General features: G+C 67.4%; 10 protein-coding genes. 3 read left to right on the top strand and 7 right to left on the bottom strand.

Going from position 1 to position 14,444, the window contains the following annotated elements; genetic code table 11:
• Positions 1-2,790: a DUF1156 domain-containing protein gene (locus tag MDN94_RS14725; protein WP_482726264.1), complete on the bottom strand. Its 2,790-nt coding sequence runs from the start codon at positions 2,788-2,790 to the stop codon at positions 1-3.
• Positions 2,787-5,897 (bottom strand): helicase-related protein, encoded by a 3,111-nt coding sequence (locus tag MDN94_RS14720; protein ID WP_482726263.1) that lies wholly within the window; start codon positions 5,895-5,897, stop codon positions 2,787-2,789. Before MDN94_RS14720 ends, MDN94_RS14725 begins: the two co-directional genes overlap by 4 nt.
• A 1,622-nt stretch (positions 5,898-7,519) precedes the next feature.
• On the opposite strand from MDN94_RS14720, the gene MDN94_RS14715 reads away from it, so the two are divergent.
• Positions 7,520-8,095 (top strand): YdeI/OmpD-associated family protein, encoded by a 576-nt coding sequence (locus MDN94_RS14715; protein ID WP_482726262.1) that lies wholly within the window; start codon positions 7,520-7,522, stop codon positions 8,093-8,095.
• A gap of 20 nt (positions 8,096-8,115) precedes the next feature.
• On the opposite strand, the gene MDN94_RS14710 is transcribed toward MDN94_RS14715, so the two are convergent.
• The 3 genes from MDN94_RS14710 to MDN94_RS14700 form a co-directional block, all read right to left on the bottom strand.
• Positions 8,116-8,271 (bottom strand): hypothetical protein, encoded by a 156-nt coding sequence (locus MDN94_RS14710; protein ID WP_482726261.1) that lies wholly within the window; start codon positions 8,269-8,271, stop codon positions 8,116-8,118.
• A gap of 144 nt (positions 8,272-8,415) precedes the next feature.
• Positions 8,416-8,655, bottom strand: a complete 240-nt coding sequence (locus tag MDN94_RS14705) for a hypothetical protein (protein ID WP_482726260.1) — start codon at positions 8,653-8,655, stop codon at positions 8,416-8,418.
• A gap of 460 nt (positions 8,656-9,115) precedes the next feature.
• Positions 9,116-11,425, bottom strand: a complete 2,310-nt coding sequence (locus tag MDN94_RS14700; protein WP_482726259.1) for an LAETG motif-containing sortase-dependent surface protein — start codon at positions 11,423-11,425, stop codon at positions 9,116-9,118.
• Positions 11,426-11,622: 197 nt separating this feature from the next.
• On the opposite strand from MDN94_RS14700, the gene MDN94_RS14695 reads away from it, so the two are divergent.
• Complete coding sequence (locus MDN94_RS14695; protein WP_482726258.1) at positions 11,623-12,126, top strand: hypothetical protein; 504 nt, start codon at positions 11,623-11,625, stop codon at positions 12,124-12,126.
• A gap of 152 nt (positions 12,127-12,278) precedes the next feature.
• Positions 12,279-12,929 carry a hypothetical protein gene (locus tag MDN94_RS14690; protein WP_482726257.1) on the top strand — a complete coding sequence of 217 codons (651 nt, stop codon included), beginning with the start codon at positions 12,279-12,281 and terminating at the stop codon, positions 12,927-12,929.
• Between the two features lie 290 nt (positions 12,930-13,219).
• Here MDN94_RS14690 and MDN94_RS14685 read toward each other — a convergent pair whose 3' ends face one another.
• Both MDN94_RS14685 and MDN94_RS14680 read right to left on the bottom strand, forming a co-directional pair.
• Complete coding sequence (locus MDN94_RS14685) at positions 13,220-13,678, bottom strand: DUF6069 family protein (RefSeq protein WP_482726256.1); 459 nt, start codon at positions 13,676-13,678, stop codon at positions 13,220-13,222.
• Positions 13,679-13,978: 300 nt separating this feature from the next.
• Positions 13,979-14,320, bottom strand: coding sequence for a hypothetical protein (locus tag MDN94_RS14680; protein ID WP_482726255.1), 342 nt, complete (start codon positions 14,318-14,320; stop codon positions 13,979-13,981).
• Positions 14,321-14,444 lie beyond the last annotated feature (124 nt).

The following is a 14,444-nucleotide window of genomic DNA, read 5'->3' as shown; positions in this document are numbered from 1 at the left end:
TCAGGACTCCTTGGTGGTGAACGACAGGGTGAGCTGGTTGTCGCGCTCGCCAGCGGCGAGCTCGGTGGCGACGCGGTGCGCGAGGTTGGCGATGGTGCCGGCGTTGCGCTGAACAGCGGTGAGAGCCTTGGCCACTGTGTCGCTGGGCGGTAGCTGCGCGAGGATCTCCCCGACGACGGCCCACAGGTGCGCGTCAGTGGGCTGTCGGTCGGACTGGGCGACGACAGCGGCGACGCTTTCGGTGGCGCCTTGGTCCCAGGCAGCGGCCATGGCCCGGACCACCTCGAACGTTGATGACTTGTCGCTGACAGTGCTCGGCGCGTCGAGTCGCAGCTTGTAGCCACTCTTGCTCTCCGTGAGTAGCGCGCCGCGCAGATCCTCCAGGTGCAGATTGTCCGCCTGCGCCTGGAATCGAGCCTCGCCCTTGGGAACGTCCGAGCGCGCGAAGAGCCGCTGCCAGAAGACGGCGAAGCGGGTCGGCGCATCGAACGTCTCAAGCGGCAGTTCATCCAGCTTGAGCGCCGTGGCATCGCGGACCGCGGTGCGCGCCAGCGTGAGGTAGCGGTCGAGCTCAGCCTGCTTGCCGTCGGGCTTGAGAATCTTGGCGTAGCGGCCGTAGACCTCCATCGCCGGCCCATAGGCAGCCATGAGCTGGTCAGTGAGTGCCAGGCCATCGCGGTCCCACTCCCGCGCGGCCGTCTTGACCCGCTCGGCGACCTCACGGTCGACCTGAGCGGCGGTGGCTACCGGCCGGTTCGCGGCGGCGACACGGCAACCAATCGCTACCGTGACCTTGATGCTCGCCACACCAGTCGAGGCCGTCTCGGTCCTCGACGGCCAGGAACTGGTGACGACGAAGCCGGCATCGTGAAGGGCACCGAGCAGCCGTCGCCACGCGTCCGGGTCGGAATGCCCAAACACGACGACGAGGTGGCCGTCCACGCGCAGCACGCGCCGTGCCTCGCCGAAGGCACGGCTCAGCATCTGCTCGTAGAAGTCGCGAGTTCGGTGCTCGCCAGGGGCGTTGCCGTTCTTGACGATGATTTCGTCGGTCTTGTCCTGCAGGCCGTCACGTCCGGCGTGCTCGAACAAGTCAGGCATCACCTCGCGAAGCGCGCGGCGAAGCCAGACATAGAAGAGGTCCGACGCGTCGGCGTAGTCGATCATGTTGTAGTAGGGCGGGTCAGTGATGACGGCATCCACGGATCCGTCCCGGAAGGGAAGGGCGATCGCAGAGGCTTGCCGGAACCGCCCAGGGCGGCCGGCGGGCGACTCCGCAAGGACTTTCTTAAGAGCGTTGATGCCGCTCTCGCTGACGCTGGACCACGTGCCTGGGCCATTCCCGGGCCCGGTCTCGACGTAGTCGAAGTTGAACGAGACCTTGCTCTCGTTGGAGAAGACGTGGTCAACCTGCGCGCGGTTCTGAGCTGTGCCGTTCGGATTGCCGTGACTGCGCAACTTGGCGCCGCGGGTGGCCACGCGCAGCTGGCGCTGCAGGTTCGCGGCTGCGTACCCGGCCAGCGCAGTGGCGTACTCGGAGCTGACGCCGACCGCAAGGCACTCAGCAGCGATCTCCTGAATTGCACGGGCAGTTGCAACGAACTTGGTCGTCTGCCGCGCATTCATCAAGTTCCCGTATGTGCGATAGCCGTACGCGCTGGCCCTCACGGTGTGGTTGTTCCCCGCAGGTATCACCTCATCGGGTACGGCGCAAAGGCCAGCCAATGACGGCAATGAGGACAGGTCAACCGAACTTGCTGCGTTGACCTCGAGTTCGGTCGGAACCCTGAAAACCTTGCGGGATCCCTGAAGCTCCTCACCGATGGCCAGCAAAGCGTCGCGGTACTGGCCTGCGTGCCCCATGCTTTTCACAGATTCAAGCGTGTGCACGTGGCCGCATGCGGGGAACGGGCACCGCGCGCTCTTCCCCTTCTTGCCGGAAGCCGCAGCGAAGGTTGGCTCCTGGGTCGGCGGTCCCTCGATGACCTCAGTGCGCCACGTATCCTGCTCGGTGACCAGCCGTAGCGACTGTCCGTCATCCTCCGTGTACTTGTACGGGTGCCGGAGGACGAGAGAGCCAATCAGGGGAAAACGGCGCTTGCAGTTGTCGCAGGTGATGGTGACGGCCCACAGGTAGGCCCAGGGGAAGGCTCCGTTGCTGCTGCGTGGATACAGCGGAGATGTTTCCGCCGCGACCCGAGACCCGACCTCAGCCAGAACCTGACGTACGTCCTTGAGCAGGCGGGGCTCGTTTTGGTCGAACAGGCCCTCATCCGCCGAAGGCGGCTCGAAGGGGAGATCCGGCTCCGCAGACCAGTCGCGCAGTGTGTAGTCGGCCAGCAGACGGCCAGCCAAGGTGGCCACCGGGCTCAGATCCGTGCCAACGGCGGTCACGCCGAGGCGGGCCGCTTCGAGTGGAATGATGCCGCGACCGCTAAACATGTCGAGGACGACGGGGCGACCCGCCGGATACTGAGCGGCGATCGCTTGACGGAGCCGCTGCTGCGCGCCCGAGTCCCCGCGCTCGATCGCAAGGCGCACATCGTTATGGTGGATCGCTTGGTTTGGCAGGAGCGCCGCCAGCACAGCGGCGCGCGCCTGAGCGATGGGGCGAGAGGCGAACCAGGTGAAGAGGGCCTTTTCGCTGCGGCCGGATCCGGCCGGGGTGCCGACGGCGGCGTCGACCGAGGAGCACGGGAACCAGTGGTCGATCAGGCGGCTGTGCACGTCACTGACGGTGTCCGCGGTGGCCGTCGTGTCTGTCGACGGCGCTTGGTTGGTGGTGGTCACCGCTGCTCTCCCATCAGCCGACGCAGGTCGGCAACCTTGATTTGGAACCGCTCGATGCGCCGTGGCCCTGTGGCTAGGAGCCTGGCTGGGTCCTGGGCGCGAACGAGAACTGTCGGGGATGTGGCGCAGTCGGCCACGATGTAGAGCCAGTAATCTTGGCCGCGCTGCTGCGCCTGGGCCCACTCGTGCTGCTCCAGCCAGACCGGCTCCAAGCCCGCGTGGAAGCCCTTGACCTCAACGAGGCGTTGTTCTCGGGTCGTGCGGTGCCGGGCGAGCAGGTCGTAGCCGACGCCGGCGGTCTGGCGATCGTCCACGTCGAAACCGAGCCGGCCCAGCTCGGTCAGGACGGTGGCTACCGCGACTGCTTCGCTGTTGGGGTCGTAGCCGAGCTGGTCGGTGCGGGCCTCACCGATGACGTGTGCCCACCCGACCAAGCGGGGAGCGCTTTGCCCGACTCTGCTGATGTCGTCGAGCTGGGCAAGACGGTTGCGCTTGAGCTCCTCGAAGCGGGACATCCGCTCACGCCGTTCGGTGGCAGGCAGATCCTCAAGCTCGTCCATGTAGCGGTACTCGACCTGGTCAAGCTGCTGGCGCGCCTTGTCGACCCACGCCTCCCGCTCCGCGCGGGCCCGGGCAATCTCACGCGTGAGCGCCGCCCGGGCTTCCAGGGCGCTGTCGTGCCGCAGCGCCGGGGACAGGGGCGGCGCGCCATGGCTGGCACCGGTCGGCCTGAGCAGCATGAGGGACTCCCAAGCGCTCTCGAATGCTCCAGCGCCGGAGTACCGGATGAGGACCGGGGACTTGCGGCGCTGCCGCCGGATGCCGTCGTGCACCTCGACCTCGGCGTCGTAGACCAGGAAGGTGTAGTTCGTCAGCGACGCGGGGTCGCTCAGGATCGTGCCCCGGATGAGCTCACTCTCGCCGGTGCGCAGTGCGAGGTCGGTCAGTTCGGCGAACGATTCCTCAGTAGGCCCAAGCACCACGACGTCGTCCAACCCCTGAGAGCCGTCGTTGATGGCCTGCCGAACGGAGGCACCGTCAGCAGCGACCAGCGCGTCGTGCTGGCCGCCGAGTGTCGGCGGCAGCAGCCGGGCCGAGGTGACGCGGCGGATGCCCTTGGCCGGGCCCGGGCCGAGGCGCCACTGCTCGGCACGGGCGAGCTGGTCGACGAACCCGTCGACGATGACGGGGTTGATCGCCTCGAGGCGGTCGCTGCGGAACCGGTCGAGCGCTGCCTCGGTGTTGGCGGGCGTGTGGAGCCGGTCCTCGTCGCTAACTAACTCCCGTGCCTTGGACAGCAACTCGGATGTATCGGGAACGGTGACGGCCTGACCGGCTTGAGCATCGATGAGCGCGCGAGTGTAGTCGAAGCCGGTACGGGCGGCGGTCGCGTCGAGCAAGTCGAAGATCCGTCCCTCGAGCGCTTCTCCGGCAGCCTCAAGGTTGTTGAGCATGACCTCCTGTACCCGCCCCTCGCGGGTATCGGGGGCGACGAGGTGGTAGATGTGCACCGGCTTGGTCTGGCCGATACGGTGCAGTCGGCCCATGCGCTGTTCGAGGCGGACCAGGGACCACGGAATGTCCCAGTTGATCATGACGTGTGCGGACTGCAGATCGATGCCCTCGCCGCCGGCGTCGGTGGAGACCAGAACCTGGAACTCACCGGCGAGGAACCGCTGCTGGAGCTGGTCGCGCTCGTGGTGCCTGACGGCACCCTCGAGGGTCTCGACGCTGTACCCGGCGTGGGCGAACTGACTGGCCAACCAGCGGGCAGTGTCGGCGAACTCGGTAAAGATGAGCAGCTGGCCCTGCCCCGGCGCGATGCCGTGGTGGGTAAGGTGCTTGTGGGTGCGTAGCCACTTCGTGGACGGGCCGGCGGTCGTGGCCAGTCGGATGGTCGCGAGGACCCCGTCTATCGCCGTGAGCTCTTCGCTCTTGCTTCGGCTGCGGGCGTTGACCACGATGCCCTCGGCGCGCTCCCATGCCTCGTCGTCCTCGACGGCAAGGTTGACTGACCCGTCGCCCTGAGTGAACTCGTCAGGTATGGGGCCGTCGACCCGGCTAGACGCCGGCCCCTTGAGGGCCTCGTGCCGTCGCGTAATCGTGGCGGCGGCGGCCACCAGCGAAGACGCGGCGCGCTTGCCGTAAATCGAGCGGGCCAGGGTTGCATTCTCGCCGTAGTAAGTGTCGACGTAGTCCATCACCGCGATGTAGGCCGCGACTTCCGGGCAGCTGAGGTCGATGGACACAGTCTCGGCGTACCGGGGCGGGAAGAGATCATTGCCGTCGAAGTCCTTCAGCTCCTCCTTCATCCTCCGCAGGAAGGACAGAGTCGAGGGCTTCAGTGCATGGTCGTACTCAGTCTTCCGCGGGTCCCAGGGGTACAGCGTGGCATCCAAGAGATTGAGCAAGCCCCGGAAGAAGTGCTCCTTGCCGCGATGCGGCGTAGCAGTGAGCAGGAGGAGGTGGTGGGTACGATTCGCCACCTCTCTCGCAGCGCCGAGGTACTGGGAGGTGGGGGTCAGCCGGTGCGCCTCGTCAAAGACGGCGAGAGACCACGATGCTCGGGCCCCGGAGACCTTGCGCCGGACGTCGGAATTGTAGGTGTACAGGTCCACGCTCACGACCCACACGCTGACGCGTGGATCAAGGTCGCGAGGGTTCCGCGCGATCTCGGGGGTGATCGTAGCCCCCTCAATCGCGAAGTAGCGGCGTAGGTCCCGCTTCCACTTCTCCACCAGGTGCGCGGGCACGATGATCACTGTTCTGCCGGGAACCAGCCCTCGACGGGTGCCCTCGGCTATATACATACCGGTCATGATCGTCTTACCGGTGCCCGGCTCGTCCGCGAGCAGGAATCGCAGACGTGGCTGGGCGAGCATGTGGCTGAAGACGGCCTCGTCCTGGTGCGCGTACGGGCGCAGGGGACGCGTGGCGAGCACCGCTGACCGAATGCGCGGGACGGCGTATTGCATCCACCGGCCCCATAGTGCTGCGAGCGCCTGGGCGGGGTCGCCTTGGGCATCGTTGACAGGTACAGCAGCCGCACGCAGCTCAGCGAGGCTCAGTGCCGTGTCGGTGAGTGTGCCGTCGCTGCGGCGCACCACGAGGTCGACTCCATCGCCAACACCGGTAGCCGCAACGACGGTAGCCATCCCGCCGTCGATGAAGAGTTGGCTGCCAGGGGACGGCAGGTTATCCGAGCTCTTCCCGCCCATACCTCACCCCGCTCGCAGCTAACAGTGCCACCGGACTACGTGGGCTGGGAGCCCGCGGAGCCCAGTACCCCTAAACCGCACAGCCACTCGCGCCGAACTGCGTGTACGAGAAGGGGAGTTCGATACTAGAGCCTTTACGGCCGCCGACCGCTCGGATGTTGCGGCCCGTCACCCAAGGGCAGAGCATCACTGATGACCAGTCATGTCGATCATCATGCATACCGCGAAGGAAGTATGGAGACTGCGTGATCAAAGTGTGATCTGAAGCTCCACGGCGCCCCTTCGCCATGGTCCAGCCCTGACGCCACGAACCATGTGCCACAGGCGCGCCACATCCAGCGGAACGTCAGTGCGGCCTAGCCGTCGAACTCCCACCACATAGGAGGAAGATCGGCGAGTGGACCTGGTGGCTTGAGCGCTTTGCCCTTGATCTCGGGCTTGGCCTGCACGATGCGAGGCCGAGGACGCCGTGCTGCCTGAGCGGCTGCCCTCTTTTCCAGCCAAAGGGCGCGCGCCTCGGCAGCCTGGTCTTCGTGCCGCTGCGCCCGCTCCGGTGTCCGCTCGTTACTGGACTTGGGACCTCGCTGCGGTTGGGCCGCAGTAGCCGCGGCACCCTGCAATTTGCGGTGGCATGGTCGGCACCGATAGCCCTCGGGGTACGGCCTCATTCGTGCCACGTTCCGACAGTCCGGCTGGCTGCATACGACGGCGTTCAAGCTGCCCCCCTTGGACGCAAGATGCACACACGCTACTCAGTGTGTCCGGGAAGTAACAGTCTTCGGGGCAGATAGCGCACTGTGCCGTCGTTGACGTGCCAGAGCACCCCCGGGTTGCAGTGCCAACCTGTAAGGACTGGCTGCAGCCAACGGCCGCGCTCGATCGGGGGCTGGCGAGCTCGGGGCATCCCTAAGCTGGAAGATCCCCGGATCTGTGGCCTATCTGTGGACTCGATGGCTCCACCTACCCTGTTGCAAGGACGTGACCTGCGGCTTTGCCATGGACTCCAACGGCCTCCGGAGCCGGGTGCGCAGGTTCGAATCCTGCCGGGGCACCCTGCATGAGGTGCCCAAAGACCCCGTCACCAGCGGAAAAGCTGAGGCCAGGGTCCTCACGTGTGCCCGAGGGCACCGCCAGAACTGGGCGTGCAGGTCCCGGTCCGGGCCGGTTCCCAGCGGTAGGGCCTCGACGGGTTTCGTCCATGCCCAGCACTGCGACCTCGGGCAGCGGTGCCTCCATGGCTGTGCGGGCTTTGCCGCGGAAGGCGTTATCACGGTCGGCCAGGCAAATGCAGGTCCTGGGCAGCCAGGATGACCGTGGATCCGGCATCGCGAACTCTGCGTCCCGCCCAGGCTCAGAGCCCAGCAACGTCGTGTCGTTGACCATGTCCGCCGGCTCCTGCACGACCGTTCTGTGTAGCGAACGGAGGTGATCGCTCAGGGCCGCAGCATCCTGGATCCGTCACCGTGCCCGAAGGCGTCACAACAATCGGCTGAGTGTGGTTCGCTGCCGGAGTGACTCAGGACTTGGAGATCGTCGCATTCGAATCCGCCGAGGCGTTCGAGGCATGGCTCGGCGAGAACCACGCCGTCTCGTCCGGCATCTGGCTCAAGCTTCGCAAGAAGGGTCCCGGAGTCGTCTCGCTGGACTACGCCCAGGCGCTCGACGCGGCACTCTGTTACGGCTGGATCGACGGCCAGAAGGCGAAGTTCGACGACCAGTGGTGGCTCCAGCGGTTCTCCCCGCGCAGGCCGGGCAGCAAGTGGTCCAAGATCAACCGGGACAAGGTGGCCACCCTGATCGAGCAGGGCCGGATGCGTCCGCCGGGGCAGGCCGAGATCGACCGGGCCAAGGCGGACGGCCGCTGGGAGGCGGCCTACGACAGCGCGAGAACCGCCACGGTGCCGGACGACCTCGCGGCGGCCCTGACCGCCGCCCCGGCCGCGGCGGCGTTCTTCAGGACCCTGGACCGGCAGAACCGCTACGCGATCCTGTACCGGATCCAGGACGCCAAGAAGGCCGAGACCCGGGCGCGCCGGATCGAGAAGTACGTAGCGATGCTGGCGGAGGGCGACAAGCCGTACCCGTAGTCGCGGAGAGGGCCCACGGCTCACATGGTGCCCTGGGCTCCCGGCACGCCTACGGACCCGGCAGCAGCCACCGTGCCCTCACCGGATCCCGGGTCCGGCGCCTGACGACTTCCCTCCATGCCGAACTCACCTACGCCTATGGCGTAGTCGTGCTCCTCCAACCCCGAAGCCGGCACGTCATGGATGTTGCCGACCAGCCGGGGGGTCGGCTGAGGATCAACCGCTTGCTTGCGGTCGCGGACCGCGGCCGAGCGCTCGGCTCCTCTGCCGAACCGCCCCGGCTGCTGAGACCCCACGCAATGCCCTCGGATCCGGCGTCGTCACGGCACCGTGAACCAGCAGACGTCACCTGAGTCGGGCAACCGGGAATGCGAACCGGCCTCTGCCGCGATCCGGGCAAGGGCCTCGGCCTTGTTCAGCCGCCAGAGCAGGAACGGCTCTTGGGCGGACTCCGTCAGGTCGCCCGCTCGCGCTCCGGCGTCGTACAGGTCGCCGACGATCCGCAGGAGCAACGTCAACTGCTCCTGGAACGGCGCTCCACGTCCGAGCAGGACCCCCACGGAGCCGCCGATGACAGAGAAGCCGAGCCAGTCGTCGTGGGCGTACCGGACCAGATACTCCAGCTCGCGGCGGTATGCGTCTGAGTCATCGTCTTCCTTGCTCCATGCGGAGGTTCACGCGCGCGGCCGCGCTCCTCTCCCATTCGGTCATGCGCGCGGCCGCATCCTGCCGAACCGGATCCGCCAGTGCCATCCGGCTGCCGGACTCCAAGGCGTCGCCCGCGTTCATGACAAGCATGATCACTTGCGCATATCGCTGAAACGATTTCCTACGGGCTGGGTGCACTGCTGAAAGGAGTGAGACGCACGAGGCGTCCGGAGCTGCGTGCAACTGCGGCAGGTTCGAGTCCTGGCCGGGCATCGCGGGCCCCGCGCTGGTGGGGGCCGGTGGACGGGTTCGGCCCCGCCCCCGGTTGCCGGGGGCGGGGCCGAAGCCGCTACGAACGGTGCTGTGGTGGGGCTACTCCTGGCCGGCGGTGCGGCGGCGCTTCCACCACACCAGGCCTCCGCCCACGGCAGCGAGGGCCGCGGCGAGTCCGGCGATCAGTCCGACCGGCGTGCTGGAGCCGGTGTCGGCGAGATCGCCTCCCGGGCCCTTCCCGCCGCTGCCGCCACCGGTCCCGCCGGTGGCCGGCGGCGTGCTCGGCGCGGTGGGCTTGTCCGTCGGCTCACCCGGCTCGGTCGGCGTGGGGGTCGGCTTCGGTGTGGGAGTCGGCGTCGGGTCCGGAGTGTCACCGCCGCCGGAGACGTCGGAGGCGACGGTGTTGCCGCCCAGTAGCAGCAGGTTCGCGTTCCCGTCCTTGGCGTTGTCCGTCAGCGTGCGCACCGATGACTTCGTCTCCCGGGGGAGGTAGGGGTGCTCGGTGTCGAAGCGGGCCTTGACCATGTTCTGCTTGGGCTGCTTGGAGAAGTCCACCCCGCCCACGCTCATGGTGTAGGGGCCGCCGCCGGCGTCGTGCTCCCACTGCTGCTCACCCTCACGCAGCGACTTCAGGTACGCCTGGAACACGCTCTCCCGCGTCCAGTCCTTGTTCTCGCCGCGCAGCGGCCATGAGGAGACGTCGTTGCTGTTGATGACCTTGTGGTAGTCGGTCGGGGCCTTGGCGTCCTGCTGGCGGATGAACTCGGCCGCCACACGGGCCGTGTAGACGCGGCGCAGGTCGGCGTAGCGCGGGTCGTTGTTCACGCGCCTTTCGACCTCGGGCATGATCAGCCGGTTCATGCGGTCCTCGGTGGCCTTCTTCTCGGCCTCGTCGAACTCGCACAGGTAGGGGTCGCCGGGCATGTTGTCGATCTTCAGGTACTGCGCCTTGACCTTCAGCGGCGTGTCCAGGATGTGGATGCCGCCTTTCTCCTCGCGGACGACCGCGGTGTCCGGTTCGATCCAGTTGCGGACCTGGAACCAGCAGGGGATGCCATCGGCGTTGCGGGGCAGCGACTTCCAGTACTGGTCCGCCTCCGGGCGCTTCTTCGGGTTCATCGCATCGGCGAAGTCCCTCTTCAGCTCCAGGTCGGCTTCCAGCAGGACCCGTCCGGCGTCGGTCTTCCCGAACGCGCTGTCCATGATCTTGTCGGGCTGGTCCGGGTTGAGGTTGACCCAGAACTTCTCCGGGGTCAGGGCGAGCCAGGTGAAGAACGCGTCGTTGATGAGCTGCGCCTTCTCCTTGCCTCCCCAGCCGGCGGTGTCCTCGGCTACTTCCTTCGCGGAGAAGCTGTAGTCGACGCCCTGGCCCTTGACCGGCTTGCCGATGTACCGCAGTTCCAGGGTGGTGAAGTCCACTCCGCCGGGCCCCTTGGGCTGGAGCCGGTTGGGGTCGGCCGCGTTCTTGCGGTCCAGGAACTCCTTCATGTCCTTCGGGTTCGGGCGCGACTCGCGGATCAGGTCCTGCGCGCCGCCGCCGGTGACACCCTTGGAACCCGGGGGCTGCATCGTGGTCGTCCTGTCCCGTACGCCGCCGCCCGGAGCCAGCTCCACCTTCTTGGAGCGGTAGTTGTACTCGGTGACCTTGCCCGGGGCATTCTTCCTGAGTTCGTTCAGGTGGTCCCTGGCGGACTTGTCCTGCGGCTCGGCGAAGACGTACTTCAGGGACTTGACCGGGCTTTCCTTCTGCTTGGACCAGGCGATGTCGCCGGGCTTCTGCTTGGGGTCCGGGTGCCCGTTGGACTTGATCTCCAGCGACTCGCCGGTGCGCTTGTTCCAGGCGTCCGGCTGGCGCCGGTGGGTCTTGCCGGTGTCAGGGTCGGTGAAGTCGAACTCCTTCTGGCAGATCCAGTCGTCGCCGACGAGCCCGTGATCCTTGATGATCTTCTTCTCGAACGCCTTGCCCCGCGGGTCGTTTCCGGCGTTCTTGATGAGGATGATGTCGCGCCAGTAGGTGAAGTCACCGTAGGCGTTCGGGTTCTTCTTGCTGGCCCTGATCCACTTCCACCAGACCCGGTCGACAGCGCGGGACTTCGGCGGCTCCTTGGGCTCCTTCTCCAGCCGCGCCACGTCCTCTGCGGACGGCGGACCGAGGCCGTCCCACTTCTTGCCCGGGTTCTCGTACTCGTATTCGTCCCAGTGCGCCTTGGCCCGCGAAGCGTCGCCGTCGGGCAGCTCCACGATGGCCACGAGATCCTCGGCCAGGTCGAAGTAGTCGCGGCAGAGCATCCCCGGGTTCGGCGGTTTGGCCGGCGCGGCGTCCGCGCTGGAGGTGAGGCCCGGCAGGCCGGTGAGCGCGAGGGTCGCCGCGGCGGCGACCGCTACGGCGGACGCCAGACGAGCCCTCACGCGTGAACGTATGGATTGCAACTCTTTGTCCCCTACCTGCGGGGGCTTGAGGGACAGGTAAGAGCGGTGTGAGCCCCCGTGACATGACACCGCCAACGATAGAGTTTGTATCTCAACTCGACGCGGCTGCAAGCGGATTGGCGGAGCGACACGCCGAACCTGCCGCGCCGGCAGAGAGGCCGGTAAGGTCGGCCGGCATGGAGATGACCGAGGACGAGTACCAGGAACTGGCCGAGCTGGACCGGATTCGCTCCAGCAACCCCGTCCTGGACGCCTGGCTCCAGATCCAGCGGCAGGAGTTCCCCGCGTGGGCCCGGCGGCACGAAGGGGACTGGGACTTCACCCCCGGCTCGCTGGAGCGCCTGGAGGCCCTCGTCCGCTCCCGCTACGCCGGCAGCGACCAGGCATGGGAGGAACGCGGCGGCGACTTCCTCCAGACGGCCGCCTGGTACGTCGGCGAGGTCCACAACCGCACCTGCGGTACCCAGTGGCAGTACCACCCCGACTCCGCCGCGGCCGACCCCGCCGTGTGGCCGTTCGTCACCGTGCCGTTCGACCGGCTCTTCGACTTCGAGGACGAGGACGGCATCGAATCCGACGCCAGGCCGTTGTACACGCCGGTCAACCGCCTGTGCGCAATCCTCGACGCGGACGGCGGAAGCCTCGTCGCGGACCTCGATCTCCACACACCTTCGCGGTAGCCCCGCGCCGCGGCCGTTGCCCCGGTGACTGACCACCGGCGTCGCGCACGCGCGTCCGGCCGGGAACTGGCTCTCCATCACCCTGAAGACGTGCAAGCACAAGCCCGGGTACATGGTCTACACGCCGCACCCGGAGTGAGAGTGACCTGGTAATGAAGCGCAAGGACATCTGGATCGATTTCGGCTTCAGCGGCCTCACCAAGTGGTTCGGCAGCCCCTGGTCCGGCGAACACACCCCGCTGGAGATCGTCGTGCTGGCCGCCGACTGGGGCGACGGTGCTTACGCACCCACCCTCCTCGAGGACGCCGCCGGGCTGCTGGACTCACCGCTGCCCACCAGGGTGATCGACATCCTGTGGTGTGCGGCCGTCGGCATGGAATTCGTCCCGGATGCGCGATGGGTGGACGGACGCGACTGGCTCCGCCAGATCGTGGACGTCTGCGAGGAACGCATCCGCAGGGACGAACCGCGATCCGTTGCCCATCCGCAGGTGTCCGCGTGGGATCCGAAGCTGAAGGACGCGGTCCTCGCCGAGGTGCGAGCTCTCGCACCGGAGTTGGACCGCGCCACCGCCGACCACCCCTACTACGGGGTGCCGGAAGTGGTCCCGTCGCTGGAACGGGTCGTCATCGAGGTCGACCCCGACCTCGGGTTCAGGCTGTTCCTGCGGGTCCTCAAGGCGTACTTGGTTCCGATCAGCGAGTCGCAGCACCTTCGGTACCGCGAGCTGGGCGAGAGATTCGGGTACAACGAGTCCGTTGTCGATGACGGCACTCTCCAGTTCATGCCGCCTGCGCACTGACCGCTGAGCACGATCGCCGAGGGCGGTATCCCGGTCTTCCCCGGGTACCGCCCTCGGCCCTTCGTCATCCGCACAGCTCTTGGAGGACAGAACCCTCAGCCCGCACCGGCAGGCGATTGCCGGGCCAACCGCGGTGCGCGCGATCGAGGAGGCTCTCGGCCAGGTTGACCCCGACCTCGGATTCAGACTGGTCCTGCAAGTGCCGGCGATGCTGTCGGTCCTGATGGCACACCGCGGAACCTGCGAGTGAGGCGAGCGCCGACTTCTCAGGTCGGCTCACGGTCACAGCGTCAGAGGAGCCGGTGGCGGCGGTGAAGCTCCAGAGTGGCGACGACCGCAACGCCGACGGTTATGTGCATCAGGGTCAAGGCTGCGACGGTGCCGCCATCGGCTCCGGACGACAGCGGGCCGGCGACCGACAAGAGTGCCAGGCCGCCGCCCAGGTACTGCGCGATCCGCAGGAAGACCGGCTTCCACAGGGACAACAGCAGGGCAGCACCCGTCCCGACGACCAGCGGGACGGCTGAGGCGCCGATGACGCCCCCGACCGTGATCGGATGCTCTTCGCCGCCGTCGACGATGACGAGCAAGGCACCGGCCAGCTCGGCGACCGCGAGAACGATCAGGTTGACGACGACCGCGCAGACCGCCCCGGCGACCAGGGCCTTCCACCAGGTGAGGCCGGAGCGGGGGACATCGGACGCGTCGGACCCAGCGGGGCCGGGGCTTTGAACCGTACTGCTCGGCATGGGCTTCTCCAATGGGTGAAGTGCCGCGCCGCCCTTGGCCGTCGGCGGCGCCTACGAGTAAACCCTCCAACCTGAACCACACTTGAGGTCAAGACCCGTCCGGGTGGGAGGGTGTGGAGACGTTCGGCGTCCTCGGTGATGCCGCGCTTGCGGTCGGCGTTGGTCAGCATCAGCCGGAGCTTCCATGCGGGCAGCTGGGCGGCGAGACCGGGTGGGCGCCGCCCAGAGGACCTTCCGGGCATCCGGCCGGGTGAGTGCCCGGCCTTGTCCCGCCAGGTTTCGATCGGGGCGGGTCAGCACTCACACGGCAGCGAGGGGGGCCGGTCGGCGATCTGCTGCCGGTTCCAGCCGGCGTCGTGGTGAGCGGGCGAGGACGCCGATGGCCTGGGCCAGGTCGCTGCCCGCGGGCATCGGACGGAAGGTGCGCAGGTCCGGTCCGGGGACGTACTCCACGGCGAGCCAGGGCCGGTCCGCGCCCGCGTCCGCACCCACGCAGGCCGCGACGAACGGCCCGTACACGGTGCGCAGGCTGTTGACCTCGAACAGGAAACGCGCCCGGGTGTCCTCGCCGGCTTCGACCAGCTCGGCGGTCGGCGTGCGTCGCTTCTCGTCGGTGGAGCGAGCGAGGCGCTCACGCACCATGAGCGTGAGACGTGGCGGGACCCGGGAGTCGTATCCAGCTCCCGGGTCCCTGGGGATGCCACCCAATTGCGCACGCCAGTGGCGTTTAAGAGTACGGATCAGTCATAAGGCCGACGTGTTCTTC

It is taken from the genome of Streptomyces sp. WAC00040, assembly GCF_056835925.1.
Note: the sequence above shows the minus strand (reverse complement) of the source record. Positions and strands in the feature narration are given on the sequence as shown.

Coding starts and splice junctions, on each gene's coding strand:
- MDN94_RS14685 (WP_482726256.1), bottom strand. CDS start 13,678: ATGCCGAGCAGTACGGTTCAAAGCCCCGGCCCCGCTGGGTCCGACGCG.
- MDN94_RS14695 (WP_482726258.1), top strand. CDS start 11,623: ATGGAGATGACCGAGGACGAGTACCAGGAACTGGCCGAGCTGGACCGG.
- MDN94_RS14690 (WP_482726257.1), top strand. CDS start 12,279: ATGAAGCGCAAGGACATCTGGATCGATTTCGGCTTCAGCGGCCTCACC.
- MDN94_RS14680 (WP_482726255.1), bottom strand. CDS start 14,320: ATGGTGCGTGAGCGCCTCGCTCGCTCCACCGACGAGAAGCGACGCACG.